Consider the following 19,286-nt stretch of genomic DNA (forward strand, 5'->3'; position numbering starts at 1 on the left):
ATTAAATAATTGTTTTTTGTTTATACCCATGAAGCTGTAGTAGGCCGCCAAAAGATTATTTTGAATTTTTATTATTGGTAAAATATTCTGTTTTTGAATCAAGAAAATTAGCTTTTTCGTTCGATAATAAAGTGTGTTAAATTTTGTAGTGTTTCCGTATTTAATCCATACTGTTGTTCTAACCTATAAAGCGTATCCAGTGCTTGTTCAAATAAATTGTTGGCTTTTTTTTGTGCTTGTTCAACACCGATTAATGATGGATAGGTGCTTTTTTTATGTTTTTCATCAGATCCCTGATTTTTACCTAAAGTGTCTGTATCACCAGTAACATCAAGAATGTCATCGTGGACTTGAAATAGCAGTCCAATCACATTGGCATAATTATCTAATAATGGTAGTAATTTGTAGCTTTGGCTGCCAGCCGCAAGTGCACTCATTCTGATGGCTGCACGAATTAAAGCGCCGGTTTTATGATGGTGAATAGATTCTAAGGTTGCTATATCAATTTGTTGACCTTCTGATTCCATATCGAGCGCTTGACCGCCACACATGCCGGCTGCTCCACTAGCAGTAGCCAGCTCAGCTATCATTGCCAGCCGATTAGTATCACTAACATCAGGCATAGCGGAACGAGACAAGATGTCAAAGGCAAGTGTTTGCAGGGCATCACCAGCCAAAATGGCATGAGCTTCACCGAAGGCAATATGGCAGGTAGGCTGGCCACGACGTAGATTATCGTTATCCATTGCTGGTAAATCATCGTGGATTAATGAATAAGCATGAATACATTCAACGGCCACAGCAGATACATCCAGGTTTTCCACGGCAACATTTAACATATCACCTATAGCATAAACTAAAAAAGGCCTTAGTCGCTTTCCACCAAGTAATGTGCCATATTTCATCGCTGTGACCAGTTGACTTTGATTAAATGGTAGGTGCTGGAATTGCTTTAGTAGTGTTTTATTGACGCGATCCTGTACCCATTGGCGTTGATCCGCAAAAGAAAGTGTCACTATTTCAGACATGATTTATGTATCTTCCGGCGTAAAGTTGTCTAGTGGTGCATTGTCATCGGCTTGTAACAAAATTTGGACACGTTGTTCTGCCTGTTGCAACGCTTTCTGGCCTTGTCTGGCTAATTGGATCCCTTGTTCAAATTCACTTAATGCTTTTTCCAGCGGAAGTTCGACTGATTCTAAGCGTGTGACTATCTGCTCTAACTCTGTCAGAGCAGTTTCAAACGATAGCGGATCTTGTCTATCAGATATTTTCTTTTTAGCCATAATCGTTTTACTTGCCTTAATATCAGGTGAATATGCGCGTTAGGCGATTTATTTTACTACATTTATGCAGACAATTTATTCTTTTTGTGATTTTTAGCGATGAACAGCAATATAGTGATATACTTCCCATCTTAAAATCAAATGCTCTGCTAATAAATATGCATAATATGCGTTTATTCGCAAAAATAAAAACCGACTTTTATACAAAATTATGAAGTTTATTATTAAACTATTTCCTGAAATTACCATTAAAAGCCAATCAGTGCGCTTGCGCTTTATTAAGATCTTGGCTAGCAATATTCTTAATATATTGAAGGTGTTAGATGCGGAAATAACCGTTATTCGCCATTGGGATAATATCGAAGTTCGCACCAACAAAAACACATATCATGATGAAATTTGCTATGCCTTAACCAGAATTCCTGGCATCCATCATATTCTGTTAGTTGAAGAATATCAATTCCGCGATCTCCATCATATTTTTGAGTTAGCTTATACAACTTATGCTGAATGGCTAACCAATAAAACTTTTTGTGTACGCGTTAAGCGTCGTGGTCAGCACGACTTTACTTCAATTGAAGTAGAACGTTATGTTGGTGGGGGATTAAATCAATATATTTCATCAGCTAAGGTAAAACTCAATCAGCCTGATATCAACATCAATCTTGAAATTGAAAAGGATAAAGTCATGCTTTTTAAATCCCGTATTCAAGGGATTGGTGGCTTTCCTATTGGTACTCAAGAAGATGTTTTGTCGTTGATATCGGGTGGCTTTGATTCAGGTGTGTCTAGCTATATGTTAATGCGGCGTGGTTGCCGAGTTCATTATTGCTTTTTTAATCTAGGTGGCGCCAGTCATGAAATTGGCGTCAAGCAGGTTGCTTACCATCTTTGGCATCGTTTTGGTCGTTCACATAAAGTGCGTTTTGTCGCGATAGACTTTGCTCCGATTGTAAGCGAAATTCTTGAAAAAATTGATGATGGCCAGATGGCCGTGGTATTGAAAAGAATGATGGTTCGCGCTGCATCTATAATAGCAGAACGTTATGGGGTTCAGGCTTTAGTAACCGGAGAAGCGTTAGGACAGGTTTCTAGCCAGACATTAACCAATCTACGTGTAATTGATAATGTTACAGATACATTAATTTTGCGGCCATTAATTTCACATGATAAAGAAAATATTATTAACCTTGATCGCGAGATAGGAACGGCAGATTTTGCCCGTACTATGCCTGAGTTTTGTGGCGTGATTTCGAAAAAGCCAACTGTGAAAGCAGTAAAAGCTAAAATTGAAGCGCAGGAAACTAATTTTGATTTTTCTCTGCTTGATCATGTTGTTCGTACAGCACAAAATATTGATATTCGTCAGATAATGAATGATAGCGAAGATAAAACGCCAGAAGTGGAAATTGTCACTACATTTTCAGGCGATGATATTGTGCTGGATATTCGTTCCCCTGATGAACAGGAAGCGCGTCCACTCAAGCTGGAAGGTGTTAAAGTAAGGTTATTGCCATTTTATAAGCTAAATAACCAATTTGGTGAGTTACCACAAGAAAAACCCTATTTGCTTTATTGTGAGCGCGGTGTTATGAGCCGCTTACAGGCACTTTATTTACATGAACAAGGTTTTAAAAATGTAAAAGTGTATCGTCCTTAGTGGTAATCTATTGACTTTTTCGTCTCAAGGATAGGCGAGTTTTAAGTGAATATACACAATTTGCCATATCACCGTTAGTTGGCATAGTTGTAAATACCAGGCGGCAGGACAAGCTGCGAAGCAACTTACGTTGCTTTTTTTTGCCAACTAATAGCTCGATAAGTTTAAGTGAAAAGTCAATAGCTGTGGCAGGCCCTTGGCTAGTATGTAGTTTTACCCGTTCATCATAATAGACACGACAATCAACGCGTTTGTGGCTGGCAATTTTACTTTGTAAAGCCTGATAACCGGTCATATTGCCGATTGGAAATAAATTATGGTGTTCTAGTACGATTGCCGGCACGGCACAAAGAGCAGCAATGATTTTACCCTGATGATGAGATTGGCGAATTTTTTCAATGATCAGCGGATTATCACGAAACGCCTCCGCGCCTTTCAATCCACCAGGTAATACAATAGCAGCAAAATCCTGTTCAATGATATTGACTAACTGAGTGTCAGCAACAAATTTTACTCCACGTGAGCAAGTTAACACCAATTCGCCATTATCTGCGGTACTTGCAGTTGTTACTGGGATCTCGGCTCTAGTTAACAGATCAATCACTGTTACGGCTTCTATTTCTTCGCTACCATGCGCCAGGCAAACGAGAATGGTTGGTGACATTAGAGTTTCTCTCGGTCTAATTACTGGATAAATGATCGGATTTAGCATGTTGTCAGCCATAACTTGCTAACAGCGCCAGCACTCAAGATCGCTATTGTTTTTTATCTGACTGAATCAATTATGCTTTTTGGGGAATTTATTTAACATTAAGTATAGAGCTTTTGCTGATAATAAAAAGTAGTATTATGCTATTTTATGAGTAATAAGGAGGTCATGAAATATGCCATCATTTGATATAGTTTCTGAAATTGACATGCATGAAGTGAGTAATGCCGTTGAAAATGCGCAACGTGAATTGGCTAGTCGTTGGGCTTTTCGCAATGTTAAAGCCAGTTTTGAACTCAATGAAAAGAATGAGTCGATTAAAGTAACGAGCGTGTCCGACTTTCAAGTAAACCAATTGGTAGATATTTTACGCGAGAAATTAGCTAAGCGTGGAATAGATGGTGCTGTCTTGAATATACCTGACGATATTGTTCATATTGGCAGAACTTATATCCTTGATGCTTCGTTACTGCAAGGCATTGATTCGGTAATGGCAAAAAAGATCATTAAACTAATTAAAGAAAGTAAATTGAAGGTTCAGGCGCAAATTCAGGGAGAACAAGTGCGAGTAACCGGTAAGTCACGCAATGATTTACAATCTGTGATAGCGCTAGTGCGAGAGGCTGAACGTGGGCAACCTTTTCAATTTACTAATTTTCGTGACTAAAGTTACCATACCTGCTGTATCCTACAGCAGGTAGTGTGTTATTGGTTATTAATAATAGTTTCCAACTGTTGCCGACTGATAATTTTTTTATCTATTTTAATGTAGGCACTAAGTGCTTTAAGATCGAACATCACTTCGCGCACACCGGGCTCATTCATTAATTGGCTTTGTAGTAAATTAACATCTTTGATCTGTTGGGGTAAAAGTAAACGAATGCTACTAGTATAAGCAGGTTGATGCATATTTAAGCTAATAAAAAACCAACATGTACACAGTATCAGTCCGGCCATAAAGACCAAGGAAGCACCATTTAATTGAAAAAGCCATCCCCCTAAGATCCCCGCCTAAAGCAACGCCTAGAAACTGACTGGTTGAGTAGAGACCCATCGCGGTTCCTTTATATCCAGCAGGCGCTTCTTTACTGATAAGTGAAAGCAATAATGCCTCCATAACATTAAAGGCAATAAAAAATAGCTGAAGACCTAATACGATTAACCAAAATTGTTGTTTGGAAAAACAAAATGTTAATTCAGAGATAAATAAGATGCCAATGCATAATAGAAAAACTTGTTTCATTCGACGCTGCTTTTCAGCATAGATAACAAAAGGTAGCACCGTAATGAAAGCAAGAAGTAAAGTTAGTAAATATATTTTCCAATGTTGATTAGCTGCCAGACCTGAATCGATCATCACTAATGGTAAAGCAACAAAATTTGCCATCAACAACGTATGTAAACAAAAAATGCCAAAATTAAGTTTAACTAGTTGGCGATTATTAATCACTGTTTGTACACTATTTTTTATAAAATGGGTTTCGCGATTAACGCTATGATATCGGCTATCTGGTACGGCAAAGCGAGTTATTAATAGCCCGCCAAAGGCAAGTCAGATTATTCCCCAAAAAAGGCCATGTAAACCGATAGCATGGGTGATAATTGGGCCGAGAACGAGTGCAATAGCAAAAGTGATGCCAAAGCTTATTCCCATAAAAGCCATCGCTTTAGTTCTATTTTGTTCGCTAGTCAGATCGGACAGCAACGCCATAATTGCAGCAGAAATAGCCCCTGCGCCTTGTAACGCGCGACCGATAATGATACCCCAGATAGAATCTGTCATCGCGGCAATCACACTACCGGCAATAAAAATGAGTAAGCCGGCGATAATTAATTGCTTACGACCAAATCGGTCGGACATTAAACCAAATGGGATTTGGCAGATAGCCTGGCTGATACCATAAATGCCAATAGCCAGACCAAGTAACAATTCATTGGCATCTTTCAGTTCGCGTCCATAGCTGGCTAAGATGGGTAATACCATGAACATGCCTAACATACGTAATGTGAATACCGCCCCTAACCCCAAAGTTGCCTTTAATTCAGTAGGCGTCATTTTAGTATCATTCATGGTTTATCTCAGAAATTTTACAAGTGAACATTGTAAAATGGTTTAATCTATTAGTTAATCTATTTGTCGAGTAAGCATTAGCAAGATATAAATAAAAAAGTGGGGAATTCATTCGCATATTGGATGTTTTAACCGTGAAGGTAGTGGCAATTATCTGCCACTATTTAAGATAAATTATTATTTGAGATAGACAAAAATCTGTTCAGCGGTAACAGTTGGATCAATCGACATCATGACACTTAGAGAAGTAATTGCCACGATAGAGAATATAAACAGTTTCCGTGCCCAAAGGCGATCATCATTCTGATTTTTAAAGCCAGAAATTGCCATACCAAGCCACCATAAACTCACCGCGGCGGCAACAATAAGATATTTGTAGCCGGCATAGCCACTAATGGTGAGCATAATGGTTGCTACCATAAAAGCAAGGATATATAAAAAGATATGAGTTTTGGCGACCGAAATTCCTTTAATCACTGGTAATAAGGGAATATTGGCGGTTTGATAATCTTTGAAGCGAAAAATAGCAATTGCATAAGAGTGTGGCATTTGCCATAAGCTAAAGATCAATAGCAGAATCAATGCTCCCATATCAAATTGATCAGCAACAGCGCAGTAACCAATAACTGGCGGCGCAGCGCCGGACAAGCTACCTACCAGGGTGCCATAAACCGATTTACGTTTCATATAGAGACTATAAATACCGACATATATGATAAAACCGATAACGGCCAGTAGTGCCGCTAAGGCATTTGTGGCAATATAAAGTAAAGCTATGCCAGCAATACCCAGTAGGGTGGCATAAATTAGGCAAAATTTCGGCGCAATAAGTCCTTTAACTAAAGGTCGATTTTTGGTTCTCTCCATAATTCGGTCGATATCTCGGTCAATATAGTTATTAAAAACACAACCAGAAGCGATAATCAGAGATACGCCGAGTAATGTGGCAATAAATAGTGGGTAATCTATTATACCTTTAGCTGCGAGCAGAAAGCCTCCAATAACAGACATTAGATTACCGAAAATAATGCCTGGTTTGGTCACTTGTAGATATTGCTTCATTAGATCCACAACTCTTTAGTCGAGCATCATATTGATGTTCAGGTTATACATTATCCACAGCGAGCCAATAACGACAATGCCTATAATTAGCATTGTGAACAGGAAGGCAACCAGATTCCAACGGTCATCTGAAGAGGTATTCATATGTAAGAAACAGATAAGATGTACCAAAATCTGGCTAATTGCCGTACCAACAACGATCCATAAGACAGTGTCATGGGATGCAGTACTATTCATTACCATCCAAAAGGGGATGACCGTTAAAATGACCGAGAGTATAAAGCCAATTAAATAAGTCTTCATACTGCCGTGGCTAGCACCAGAGTGCGGTGTATTTGTGTAACTCATGCAAGTGCCCCCAGCAGATAAACAACGGTGAATACACAGATCCAAACAACATCTAAGAAATGCCAAAAAAGACTTAAACAACTTAAACGGGTTTGATTGACGGCAGTGAGGCCATGACGTGAGATATGGATTATCATGATGATGATCCAGGCTACACCAAAGCTTACATGAATACCGTGAGTACTAACTAGCGTAAAGAAAGCGGAAAGAAAAGCGCTGCGATCAGGCCCATAACCTTCAGAAATAAGCTCATGAAATTCGTACATTTCCATGATAACAAAGCCGAATCCGAATAAAAAAGTAATCAGTAGCCATAATTTCACCAGATTTATTTTCTGCTTATGCATCGCAAGCATGGCAAATCCATAAGTGATGCTACTAAACAATAACAGGAAGGTTTCGACCAAGACAAAATTGAGGTCGAAAATCTCTTTTCCTGTCGGGCCTCCGGCAGTACCATGAACTAGAACAACGTAGGTAGCAAAAAGGCAAGCAAACAGGATCAGATCGCTCATTAAATAGATCCAAAAACCAAATATTTTTGTTGCGCCTATGTCATGATGCCCATGATTTTCATGGGCAATATGTTGATTAGCTATTGAATTAGTTGACATGATGGATACCTGCTTTTTTCAGTTCATAGTAATGCTGTTTTTCAATACGTTTAATTTCTTCTACAGGGACATAATAATCAACATTGTCATAAAAACTTTTGCCAATCCAGGTGGCGATAATACCAGCAAAACCAATAATCGCTAGCCACCAAATATGCCAGACCATAGCAAAACCGAAGATTAAACAAAACGCTGAAATAATTATTCCGGCAGCAGTATTTTGTGGCATATGAATGGGTTCATATTTGGTTGGTTGTTGATATGCAATCCCTTTTTCTTTCACATCCCACCAAGCATCACGCGTATCAATTTGTGGTTCTTTCGCGAAGTTATAAAAAGGTGCAGGGGACGATGTTGACCATTCTAATGTAAGACCATCCCATGGATCGCCGCTGAAATCGCGATTTTTGTGGCGATCGCGAATACTGACAATTATTTGAATGAATTGGCAGAGAATACCGATAGCGATAAGCGCAGCACCGAGTGAAGCGACCATCAGCATTGGATGATATTGTGGATCAATATTTTGACTTAAACGACGAGTCATTCCCATAAAGCCCAGTATATAAAGTGGCATAAAGGCAATAAAGACACCACTGATCCAAAACCAAAAAGCACGAACGCCCCATTTTTCATTTAATGTAAAGCCAAATGCTTTCGGGAACCAGTAGGTCATACCAGCAAAGCAACCAAAAACCACTCCACCGATAATGACATTATGGAAATGGGCAATCAGAAATAAACTATTGTGCAGCACAAAATTTGCACCGGGAACGGCCAATAGTACGCCAGTCATCCCACCAATCGAAAAGGTAACAATAAAACCAATCGTCCAGAGCATTTGTGTTTTAAATTCGATACGGCCATGGTACATGGTAAATAACCAATTGAATATTTTTACTCCAGTTGGAATAGCAATAATCATGGTAGCTATACCGAAGAAGGCATTGACATTTGCCCCACCTCCCATGGTAAAGAAGTGATGTAACCAGACGACAAAAGACATTACAGTAATAACAATGGTCGCCCAGACCAGAGACGTATAACCAAATAAACGTTTTTTACAGAATGTCGCTGTGACTTCCGAAAATACGCCCAAAACAGGTAACACTAATATATAAACTTCAGGATGTCCCCAAGCCCAGACCAAATTGATATACATCATCATATTGCCGCCCATATCATTAGTGAAGAAATGGGTGCCTAAATATCGGTCAAGTGTGAGTAGTGCGATAGTAACGGTTAGGATAGGAAATGCTGCAATAATTAGTACATTAGTACAAAGCGCTGTCCAAGTAAAAACAGGCATTTTCATCATTGACATACCAGGCGCCCGCATCCGTAGAATGGTGGCAAAAAAGTTTATTCCGGTTAGGGTGGTGCCAATGCCTGATATTTGTAAACTCCATATCCAATAATCTACCCCGACACCAGGATTGTATTCCTTACCTGACAATGGGGGATAAGCTAGCCAACCGGTCTGCGCAAATTCCCCGACACCTAATGATAGGTTAATCAAGATAACACCAACGACAAATAACCAAAGACTGAGAGAATTTAAAAACGGACAGGCTACATCGCGAGCACCAATTTGCAATGGCACAACTAAATTCATTAAGCCAACCACGAAAGGTGTTGCCATGAAAAAAATCATGATCACACCGTGAGCGGTAAAGATTTGATCATAATGATGAGGAGGTAAAAAACCGGCCTCGCCGGCTGACGCTAATGCTTGTTGACCTCGCATCATTATGGCATCAGCAAAACCGCGTAGTAGCATTACCATGGCAACGATAATATACATAATGCCAATTTTTTTATGATCTACACTAGTTAGCCATTCGCTCCACAGCCACTTCCATTTACCAAAATAGGTGATAACGCCTAAAATAGCTATGCCAGCTAATAAAATACAGATCACAGTGATGACAATAATTGGCTCGTGAATAGGGATTGCATCGAGCGTTAATTTACCCAACATACTATTTATTCCTTAGCATCGACATGAGCAGAGTGGTTCATATGCATTATTTGATTGCCAGACATTTCATGTTCGGTTTTGTTAGCATGATTGATATGATGTTCATGGCCGAATTTTAATATCAGTTCTTCATAGAGATTTGGTTTCACGCTTGAAAAATAGGTAACAGGGACATTGTGGCTAGGTTTAGCTAATTGATTAAATGTAGCCATGCTATCTATCGTTTTGGTAGATGTTTTTACTTTTTGCACCCATTTATCAAAGCTTGCCATATCAGGTGTTGCAATTACATTAAATTTCATGTCTGAAAATCCGTGACCACTATAACTTGATGAGAAGCCTTTATAGGTACCAGGTTCATTAGCGATTAAGTGAAGCGTCGTTTGCATACCAGCCATCGCATAAATTTGACCACCAAGTGCAGGTATAAAGAAAGAATTCATCACTGACTCGGCCGTCACTTTAAAGTTAATTGGCACACCGACAGGAATGGCGATTTCATTAACGGTAGCGATATTTTCTTCTGGATAGACAAACACCCATTTCCAATCGGTAGAAATGACCTGAATGGTAATCGGTTTTTTATCGCTTTCTAATGGTTTATAAGGATCCAGTTGATGCGTTGTTTTCCAGGTTATTACGGCAAGAATGATGATGATGATGATAGGAACTGTCCAGCAAACTAACTCAATTTTATTTGAATGTGCCCAATCTGGCCGGTAGTTTGCTTGTTTATTGCTTGCTCGATATTTTCTGGCGAAGATAATTGCCATAAAAATGACTGGAATGACAACAATTAACATTAAACCAAGCGCAGTCAGTATCAGTCTTTTTTGTTCAACACCAATGGAACCCTTGGGATCCATTAATACCATATCGCAACCAGTTAGCAGGAAAACAATAGCAAGCAGTGAGATGACTCCAATACTTCCTTTATATTTTATAAGTCTCATTTAGCGACCCCAAATTACAAAGATGGTTATTGTCGTTGTGTTCAGTGTGGGTATTTTACGGTAAGGTTATATTAGTGTAAACAATTGTAAGGCGCACAAATATAATTGTTATTACTTTCTGTTAAAGTGATCACAAGTAAAATTGAATTCATTATAGAACTGTTTAAATGATTATTTTTTGGTTCACAATTATTTACATTAAATAATTTTATTATTACTAAAAAGAAGCAGATAAAAGGAAATCAAAATGTGATTTTATAGATCGAAAATTAATTATTATGCTAAATAATAGTTAGTTTTAAATATTTATTATTTAGCATTAGTTAAAAAATAGTATTCATTTTCAAATAAGCTGGCTTTACGTTAGCTTACGTGATTAAAAATTATATTTGATGGTATAAATGATCCCGTCGTGATAAAAATCATCACCAAGTTTGTTATCAGCATAGCGATATTGAATACCTGCAGATAAGGTTTCAAAAGGCGTCCACCATAAGGCTATCGCACCGTTAAGACCTTCTTTGCCGCCATTGCCATAGCCTTTTGCGCGATTAAATTCCATCTCATGCCAATTAGTGATAGAAAAGTTTTGTGACCATAATTGAAAACTATAGCCGGCAACCCAACCAATGACATAGCCATTGTTGCCAGAATAGAAAGTTTGATCAACATAATGTAAGGCTAAGAAGGGTTTTAGCCAAAAATCGCCTAGTGAGAAGTTGTAGCCAAAACCATAAAGTGTATTAATTTCGTGGAAATTACCACCGTATTTATAACCGGGTAAAGACCAAATACCATAAAGATGCCCATATAGATTAAAGCCAATGTCACCTAAGTAGAAACGACCGGTTGTTTTAACGGCGTAGCGTTGGTTTTTGCTGGGCTCTGTTTTACGTTGATGAAATGGATTTTCAACATCAAAGAAACCATAGAGTTCACCCCAATTAAAGTTAGCGCCTCCTTCCAGTTCAAGGTAGGCAAAATCTTTTTTACCGGTAGTGTGAGCCGATTTATTTTCTGCTCGTTGGGACCAGTTAAAATAATTTAGACTGGCTTTGTTGAATAAATCGAACTTTTAGGTGATTGGCGGAGCTGATTGCTAAATTCGTTTCAACATCAGGTCCCCATGGCAAAGCAAAAGTTTAAAATTACCAACTGGCCCGCGTACAACAAGGCACTCAGACAACGCGGTTCCCTGACGGTCTGGCTTGATGAGTCGGCCATCGCTGGATGGACTGACAGTTCTTCGCCTGAAGGTCGTGGCCGGCCGCTTTACTACAGCGATATGGCTGTTACCACTGTCCTGATGATGAAGCGTGTGTTTAACCTGTCGCTACGGGCATTACAGGGCTTCGTTGATTCGATTTTTAAACTCATGTCTTAGCCGCTGTGCTGTCCGGACTACTCGCTGGTCAGCAGACGAGCAAAGAGCGTCAACATCAGCATAAAAACGCCAACGCGTGGTGAAATCTCGCATCTGGTCATCGACAGTACCGGTCTGAAGGTCTTTGGCGAAGGTGAATGGAAAGTCAGGCAGCATGGGGCTGACAGACGAAGAGTGTGGCGCAAGCTTCATCTGGCAGCAGACAGTGTGACTCATGAGATTATCTGTGCCGACTTATCGCTCAGCGGAACGATAGATGCGCAGGCACTGCCGGGCCTGATTAACCAAAACCACCGGAAAATCAGGGAAGTGTCAGCAGACGGTGCTTATGACGCCTGTTACTGCCACGACGCGTTGCTAAGAAAGAAAATCAGGCCCCTTATCCCGCCGCGAAGCGGAGCGAAATACTGGCCGGACAAGTACCATGAACGTAACCATGCGGTGGCGAATCAGCGTCTGAGCAGGAGTAATGATATGTGGAAAAAGAAAGTGGGTTATCACCGGCGTTCAGTAGCAGAAACAGCGATGTTCCGCATAAAAACTTTGCTGGGTGGCCATCTGAGCCTGCGTGACTATGAGGCTCAGGTAGGTGAAGCAATGGCGATGGTCAAAGCGCTGAACCGTATGACGTTGTTGGGTATGCCACACAGCGTCAGGATCGGATAACAGGTGTAGCAGAGGGAGCCATCCTGGCGGCTAATTCTGATTTATTCAACAAAGCCCCTCCAGGATATATACCTCCTCTATCACAAAAAATTTTGTTTCATTTAATTTAGTTCGAACAATCTTCACGTAAATAAAACAAAATCAGGTTATTCATTTGTCAAAAGTAAAAGATAGCTAAACTCAATATCAGATATTTTACCACTGATGACTGTGTTAGTTTCTTCTCTTTTTTGCCATGATATCAAACTTATTCGATACATTTTCGCACATATGGTTAATGCCCTGTAATTTAATAAAAATTCAAAATGTAATTTTTGATAAGCAATATAGAGGCAGATAAACAAACTGAAAATATATACCGGAAAGATAAATTACCTTAATTAACAACAGGGAAATACTGAAAGGACAAGGTGTTATTTAGAGGTACTAATAAGGACTTGGTCCGGGAATGTATTTTGAACACATGATTAAAGAACTCATTAGTACCGAAATTCTGAGTGGTCTTATCTCAGGAGCTGAACTTTCCGATAATAAATCAGATATGCCAGCCTGGCTACAGGCACTATGTAAGCCTAGTTTACCCCATCTGGATGGTATACTGAAACAACCACTGCTAAACGGTAAGGTCACTATCACCCGGGATGCAGAGCTAGGTATACCAGGTATTACCGGTAAAACCCGGGAAGATGTCAGCTACGCTCTAGGTTTTATTCATGCACAGGATCGATTTCCACAAATGGATTTAATGCGTCGTCTGGCCGCAGGTGAACTGGCTGAATTGTTAGGGGTTCTTGCGCTAAAAACGGACCAGCAAAACCGGCTATGGCAATTTCGCACAAAAGCACGCGACACTCTGACCACACTCCCTGCCTCAGAAAAGAAAATTATCACTCAATATAGTCGGGGAGTTAACGCTGGGCTAGCTTCATTAGCGGCCCGCCATTTTGAATATCTTGCATTACTGAAAACTCCCGCTGACTGGAGGGATGAAGATACCTTACTCGTTTTGTATGCGTTGTCATCCGCGCTTCAGCAAAATCAGGCTCCGCGTCTTTATGCGCGTGGCTGGTTTGCCAGACACATCCAGACAGAACAACTGGCGTTTCTTATGCCAGATACGAGCGAATGGGATACCCCATTAACCGGTACTACACCTGCACCACCTGTCGCGCCAGACGCCACACCACCTGTATGGTGGGGACAAAGCAGTGACCGCGCTCCCTTATTACCTTCGGAGCATACATATGTCGGGAGTAATGGCTGGGTTGTCGATAGTCAGCATAGCGAAAGCGGACATGCTATGCTGGCCAACGATATGCATCTTGAGCTTATGTTGCCTAATTACTGGTACCGGGCAAAAATAACATATTGTACCGACAAAGGTGAAAATATCACCCTTGCTGGACTAACTCTTCCGGGATTACCGGCGACTGTTGTGGGAAGTAATGGCAGTATTGCCTGGGGGCTCACAAATGCTTATGCCAGTACGTTTGATTTTATACGAACCAAGGAACCAATAACACACTGGCCAGTTCATCAAGAAATGATAAAAGTAAGAAAATTGTTGGGAGGATATGACACTGTTGAACTAAATATCCCTGTCAGTCCCTGGGGGCCTGTGGTGTCGACCCAGGAAGGAAATTTGGCCATGCGTTGGGTTCTCCAGTTACCACAAGCCATTTCACTGAATTTCTTATCTTTAAACGAGGCTAACAATGTTCGTGAGGCGATCAATATTGCCAAGGCATCAGGCATGCCAGCTGTTAACATGATGCTGGCAGATAAAGAAGGACACATATGCTGGACTCTGGCAGGAGGATTACCACAGCGATTGGATCCGTATGAAAATTATACTTATCCACTAGATGAAAATTCTGCATGGGGAGCATCTCACTCGCCGCTGAAAAACACCCGGATATTGTTGATCCGCCTGATGGTATTCTCTGGTCAGCCAATAACAGACAGTGTTTCGATAATAAATACCTTTATATTGGCGATGGTGGCGCAGATATTGGGGTTCGCTCCTGGGAAATAAAACGCTGCCTTAAACAGGCTGACAAAATCTCTGCCGATGTTATGAGAGCGATTCAACTAGATGATAGAGCGCCTCTTATACAAAAATGGAAAAAGGTATTATTACCGTTACTAAATGAACAAATAATAGGTCATGAACTTCGTAAGGAGGCTGCGGGTTTTATTACTGAATGGCAGGATTCTGCTTGCATTGATTCTGTCGGATACCTGCTATTATCAGCATGGTGTGACATGATTTATAGTGGCATATTCAGTAAGGTTGATAAAATACTAACCGCGCAATGGCCTCAAGCCAGCTATATGAAAGCCAATACCCGTTGGGATGAAACGGTGATAACCTTAATCAAGGCTGAAAAATGGATCCCTTCTCCATACAATTGTTGGGCTGATTTTCTTGTTAATCAACTGGATACCGTACTGACTTCACGGACAAGTGAAGGAAAAAAACTTACTGATGCAACCTGGGGACATAGCAACAAGGCTGAGATTGTTCATCCGTTTGTACATGTGTTCAGTTTTTTACGCCCCTGGTTTGCGGCACCATCGGATCCATTATCAGGTGATCATAATGTGCCCCATGTTAATCGTCCTGGCTTTGGTGCATCCAGTCGGCTGGTTGTTGCTCCGGCAAAAGAGGATCAAGGTACGCTAACAATGCCTGACGGGCAAAGTGGTAATCCGATAAGTCCATGGTTCCTTGCCGGACATCATCACTGGGTAAAAGAGGAGCCACTTCCTTTGCAACCAGGAAAAACGGCCCACACGCTCGTTTTGGAACCTGGGAAGAGCTAATATTTGAGGAATCAATACTGAATATTCTATTGCAAACAATCCTGCGTCTAGTGGGTGTTAAAACAGAATGTTACTTCATTTAACTAAGAAACAATATTGATTAAAATCCTCCCCGCCCTGAAGGGCGAGGATCCCTACTAGGTTCAGACTGCAGTCTGGATCATTTCAGTGGGTTCCTGCTTCAACTGGCGGTCTAATTGCACCATCCCTCTAATGGTAAGCACGGCTTGTCCTGTAGCTAAAATATACGGCACTGTTGATATCTGCGCTCGCCTTATATCCGCATACCTGGCACTTATGTGCGGGTACTCCAATATTGATCATTTGGTAATACATTGAACAGCAGCAAACACCTGGCTAGTCTGAAAAGCACGCTTTATATACCCCCGGAAGGATGGGATTTTACGGTACAATGGATAATAAACTGATCAATCTACAATAACTTGATTAACAATCTGGATAGCTTCCTGTTCAATCAAATTAAGATGCTCCTTACCACGAAAACTTTCACAGTAAATTTTATAAGCTTCTTCAGTACCTGATGGTCGTGCCGTGAACCAACCATAATCTGTTATTACTTTTAAACCACCAATCGCTGCGCCATTGCCTGGCGCTTTGGTTAAGCGGGCAATAATCGGATCACCGGCCAGCATATCTGCAGATACCATTTCAGCGGACAATTTAGCTAAACGTTGTTTTTGTTGATGGCTAGCTTTAGCCTGGATACGACTATAGCAAGGTTCACCAAAAAGGTGAGCAAGTTCTTGATAGCGCTGCTGCGGGTTTTTCCCTGTCACAGCCGTCATTTCAGCGGCTAACAAACAGAGAATGATACCATCTTTGTCGGTCGTCCATGGCGTTCCATCAAATCGTAAGAAAGCAGCACCAGCGCTCTCTTCACCAGCAAAACCATACTTACCCTGATATAAACCATCAACAAACCATTTGAAACCAACCGGTACTTCAACTAATTCACGTCCTAAATCTGCAACCACACGATCGATCATGGCACTGGAGACTAATGTTTTGCCCACCGCAACCTCTTTTTTCCATTGAGGCCGATAGCGAAAGAGATAATCGATAGCAACCGCGAGATAATGATTTGGATCCATCAATCCCGCTGGCGTTATAATTCCATGACGATCATAATCCGGATCATTAGCAAAAGCTAAATCAAATTTATTACGCAAATCCAATAAGCCTTTCATCGTCCAGCGCGAAGAACAATCCATCCGGATCACACCATCATGATCTAAAGGCATAAAGCTAAATGTTGGATCTATTTGTTCATTAACTAACTCTAACTCGAGTTGATAATATTCAGCAATGCGTTTCCAATAATTTATTCCGGCGCCCCCTAACGGATCAACACCTATTTTTAATCCAGCTTTTTTGATCGCAGCCATATCAATAACATCACTCAAAGCAACCACATAAGGCTCAACAAGATCTTGTTGTTGATAGTGAGGATCTTTAATAGCGGCCTGATAATTGATACGTTGAATAGCTGATAATTGATCGGCAATAAATTGATTTGCTCGGCGTTCAATTTCAACCGTTAGTGCTTCATCAGCCGGGCCGCCATGGGGTGGATTATATTTGATGCCACCATCTTCTGGAGGATTATGTGAAGGCGTGATCACAATACCATCGGCTTGTGCTTGATGCTGACGATTATAATCCAATATAGCGTGAGAAATAGCCGGAGTTGGTGTAAAACCATCGTCTTGTTGCGCGATGACTTCAACGCCATTCGCGATCAACACTTCAACAACCGTCATAAAAGCAGGCGCGGATAAAACATGAGTATCTTTTCCCACTAAACAAGGGCCAGTAATTCCATTTAATCGACGGACTTCAATGATAGCTTGGGTAATCGCTAAAATATGTTGCTCATTAAAACTATGACGACAAGCACTACCACGATGACCTGATGTACCAAATTTAACGCTATGAGCAGGATTTTTTACTTGCGGTTGTAGTGAATAATATTGTGCGACCAACTGTTCAACATTTATTAAATCACTTTGTTGGGCAGATTGCCCAGCACGTTTATGTAATGCCACTTATTTCTCTCCGCAGCAACAGCGGTACACATAGCAATAATAACTAAGTGACCAATAATATTTGTTTAAATCGTACCACATACCTTCTCAACCAATTCAACAGGAAACTTCATATCTTGCATAATTTGTTCAATCATATTGCGTTTACGATTGGTGTTGGTATTGGTAATTACCCAAAAAGACGTATCGGGTATTAGGAGAGGTTTTGTCTGCTTACCACTGGCCAATAAGGTCTGTTTATCGTTAGCAAAATAAATGCGCGTCCTCCCATGGGTTGATTCTGTTGCTGCCACAAAAGCTTGTTTATTTAAATTGTATAGAGTGGATAAAATAAGCATAAAGCGATCAATCGCTTTGCTTTTAGTTGCATAATTGATGGAAAGCAATAAATCATGTATCACTCTTGCTGCATCATGGGAAAAAACTGCTTTATCTTTTTTCACTCCTACCTTTATATTACTTACGGTGACCGAGAGTGGAATATGCGACTGACTAACGTCAAACCCTAATAGACGTCGTAATATAACCGATGCATTTTCACCTATATGCTGGGTATGACTAGCGATATAGCGGTAAAGTTCTTCGTCAACTTCAATCGTTTTCATGTTATTTCAATCTGTTTTAATTAAAATTACCTGCCAATTGGCTTTGTTGAATAAATCAGAATTAGCCGACAGGATGGCTCCCTCTGCTACAGCTGTTATCCGATCCTGACGCTGTGTGGCATACCCAACAACGTCATACGGTTCAGCGCTTTGACCATCGCCATTGCTTCACCTACCTGAGCCTCATAGTCACGCAGCCTCAGATGGCCACCCAGCAAAGTTTTTATGCGGAACATCGCTGTTTCTGCCACTGAACGCCGGTGATAACCCACTTTCTTTTTCCACATATCATTACTCCTGCTCAGACGCTGATTCGCCACCGCATGGTTACGTTCATGGTACTTGTCCGGCCAGTATTTCGCTCCGCTTCGCGGCGGGATAAGGGGCCTGATTTTCTTTCTTAGCAACGCACCTTGGCAGTAACAGGCGTCATAAGCACCGTCTGCTGACACTTCCCTGATTTTCCGGTGGGTTTGGTTAATCAGGCCCGGCAGTGCCTGCGCATCTGTCGTTCCGCTGAGCGATAAGTCGGCACAGATAATCTCATGAGTCACACTGTCTGCTGCCAGATGAAGCTTGCGCCACACTCTTCGTCTGTCAGCCCCATGCTGCCTGACTTTCCATTCACCTTCGCCAAAGACCTTCAGACCGGTACTGTCGATGACCAGATGCGAGATTTCACCACGCGTTGGCGTTTTTATGCTGATGTTGACGCTCTTTGCTCGTCTGCTGACCAGCGAGTAGTCCGGACAGCACAGCGGCTAAGACATGAGTTTAAAAATCGAATCAACGAAGCCCTGTAATGCCCGGAGCGACAGGTTAAACACACGCTTCATCATCAGGACAGTGGTAACAGCCATATCGCTGTAGTAAAGCGGCCGGCCACGACCTTCAGGCGAAGAACTGTCAGTCCATCCAGCGATGGCCGACTCATCAAGCCAGACCGTCAGGGAACCTCGTTGTCTGAGTGCCTTGTTGTACGTGGGCCAGTTGGTAATTTTAAACTTTTGCTTTGCCATGGGGACCTGATGTTGAAACGAATTTAGCGATCAGAT

The 19,286-nt window shown here is 41.0% G+C and carries 13 protein-coding genes and 6 pseudogenes; 5 read left to right on the plus strand and 14 right to left on the minus strand.

Annotated features, from left to right (window positions below):
* Positions 1-107: 107 nt before the first annotated feature.
* Together ispA and xseB are read right to left on the minus strand one after the other, a co-directional pair.
* The gene (gene ispA, locus E3U36_RS02235; RefSeq protein WP_180816950.1) at positions 108-1,028 is read right to left on the minus strand and encodes a (2E,6E)-farnesyl diphosphate synthase; all 921 of its coding nucleotides are present in this window, start codon (positions 1,026-1,028) and stop codon (positions 108-110) included.
* A gap of 3 nt (positions 1,029-1,031) precedes the next feature.
* Complete coding sequence (gene xseB, locus E3U36_RS02240) at positions 1,032-1,286, minus strand: exodeoxyribonuclease VII small subunit (RefSeq protein ID WP_180816951.1); 255 nt, start codon at positions 1,284-1,286, stop codon at positions 1,032-1,034.
* A gap of 211 nt (positions 1,287-1,497) precedes the next feature.
* On the opposite strand from xseB, the gene thiI reads away from it, so the two are divergent.
* Positions 1,498-2,946, plus strand: coding sequence for a tRNA uracil 4-sulfurtransferase ThiI (thiI, locus tag E3U36_RS02245; protein ID WP_180816952.1), 1,449 nt, complete (start codon positions 1,498-1,500; stop codon positions 2,944-2,946).
* A gap of 74 nt (positions 2,947-3,020) precedes the next feature.
* On the opposite strand, the pseudogene yajL reads toward thiI, so the two are convergent.
* A pseudogene (gene yajL, locus E3U36_RS02250) lies at positions 3,021-3,610 on the minus strand (protein deglycase YajL).
* 220 nt (positions 3,611-3,830) lie between these two features.
* On the opposite strand from yajL, the gene E3U36_RS02255 reads away from it, so the two are divergent.
* Positions 3,831-4,322 carry a YajQ family cyclic di-GMP-binding protein gene (locus E3U36_RS02255; protein ID WP_180816953.1) on the plus strand — a complete coding sequence of 164 codons (492 nt, stop codon included), beginning with the start codon at positions 3,831-3,833 and terminating at the stop codon, positions 4,320-4,322.
* Between the two features lie 38 nt (positions 4,323-4,360).
* On the opposite strand, the pseudogene E3U36_RS02260 reads toward E3U36_RS02255, so the two are convergent.
* The 7 genes and pseudogenes from E3U36_RS02260 to E3U36_RS02290 all read right to left on the minus strand — a co-directional run.
* Positions 4,361-5,726 (minus strand): annotated as a pseudogene (locus E3U36_RS02260) (MFS transporter).
* Positions 5,727-5,903: 177 nt separating this feature from the next.
* Positions 5,904-6,788 carry a heme o synthase gene (gene cyoE, locus E3U36_RS02265; RefSeq protein WP_180817502.1) on the minus strand — a complete coding sequence of 295 codons (885 nt, stop codon included), beginning with the start codon at positions 6,786-6,788 and terminating at the stop codon, positions 5,904-5,906.
* Between the two features lie 15 nt (positions 6,789-6,803).
* Positions 6,804-7,136 (minus strand): cytochrome o ubiquinol oxidase subunit IV, encoded by a 333-nt coding sequence (locus E3U36_RS02270; RefSeq protein WP_180816954.1) that lies wholly within the window; start codon positions 7,134-7,136, stop codon positions 6,804-6,806.
* On the minus strand, positions 7,133-7,750 hold the full coding sequence (locus E3U36_RS02275) for a cytochrome o ubiquinol oxidase subunit III (protein ID WP_180816955.1): 618 nt from the start codon (positions 7,748-7,750) through the stop codon (positions 7,133-7,135). Before E3U36_RS02275 ends, E3U36_RS02270 begins: the two co-directional genes overlap by 4 nt.
* The gene (gene cyoB / locus E3U36_RS02280) at positions 7,740-9,731 is read right to left on the minus strand and encodes a cytochrome o ubiquinol oxidase subunit I (RefSeq protein ID WP_180816956.1); all 1,992 of its coding nucleotides are present in this window, start codon (positions 9,729-9,731) and stop codon (positions 7,740-7,742) included. Before cyoB ends, E3U36_RS02275 begins: the two co-directional genes overlap by 11 nt.
* 5 nt (positions 9,732-9,736) lie before the next feature.
* A complete protein-coding gene (gene cyoA / locus E3U36_RS02285; protein ID WP_180816957.1) occupies positions 9,737-10,684 on the minus strand; it encodes a cytochrome o ubiquinol oxidase subunit II in 948 nt (315 codons plus the stop codon).
* A 376-nt stretch (positions 10,685-11,060) separates the two neighbouring features.
* Positions 11,061-11,747 (minus strand): annotated as a pseudogene (locus tag E3U36_RS02290) (nucleoside-specific channel-forming Tsx family protein); the annotation flags it as partial.
* Between the two features lie 63 nt (positions 11,748-11,810).
* Between E3U36_RS02290 and E3U36_RS02295 the strand changes: the two are divergent.
* The 3 genes and pseudogenes from E3U36_RS02295 (at position 11,811) to E3U36_RS12895 (ending at position 15,560) form a co-directional block, all read left to right on the plus strand.
* Positions 11,811-12,734 (plus strand): annotated as a pseudogene (locus E3U36_RS02295) (IS5 family transposase).
* Between the two features lie 463 nt (positions 12,735-13,197).
* Complete coding sequence (locus E3U36_RS12890; RefSeq protein ID WP_180816958.1) at positions 13,198-14,769, plus strand: penicillin acylase family protein; 1,572 nt, start codon at positions 13,198-13,200, stop codon at positions 14,767-14,769.
* A complete protein-coding gene (locus E3U36_RS12895) occupies positions 14,673-15,560 on the plus strand; it encodes a penicillin acylase family protein (protein WP_255479097.1) in 888 nt (295 codons plus the stop codon). The genes E3U36_RS12890 and E3U36_RS12895 overlap by 97 nt, the downstream gene beginning before the upstream one ends.
* A gap of 143 nt (positions 15,561-15,703) precedes the next feature.
* Here the strand turns inward: E3U36_RS12895 and E3U36_RS13365 are convergent.
* From E3U36_RS13365 to E3U36_RS02320, 4 genes and pseudogenes are all read right to left on the minus strand, one after another.
* A pseudogene (locus E3U36_RS13365) lies at positions 15,704-15,857 on the minus strand (RNA-guided endonuclease InsQ/TnpB family protein); the annotation flags it as partial.
* Positions 15,858-15,988: 131 nt separating this feature from the next.
* Positions 15,989-17,626 (minus strand): phosphoglucomutase (alpha-D-glucose-1,6-bisphosphate-dependent), encoded by a 1,638-nt coding sequence (gene pgm, locus E3U36_RS02310; RefSeq protein WP_180816959.1) that lies wholly within the window; start codon positions 17,624-17,626, stop codon positions 15,989-15,991.
* A gap of 65 nt (positions 17,627-17,691) precedes the next feature.
* Complete coding sequence (gene seqA / locus E3U36_RS02315; RefSeq protein WP_180816960.1) at positions 17,692-18,231, minus strand: replication initiation negative regulator SeqA; 540 nt, start codon at positions 18,229-18,231, stop codon at positions 17,692-17,694.
* A gap of 95 nt (positions 18,232-18,326) precedes the next feature.
* Positions 18,327-19,250: pseudogene (locus E3U36_RS02320) on the minus strand (IS5 family transposase).
* Positions 19,251-19,286 lie beyond the last annotated feature (36 nt).

Source organism: Arsenophonus endosymbiont of Aphis craccivora, from assembly GCF_013460135.1.
GTDB lineage: Bacteria > Pseudomonadota > Gammaproteobacteria > Enterobacterales > Enterobacteriaceae > Arsenophonus > Arsenophonus nilaparvatae.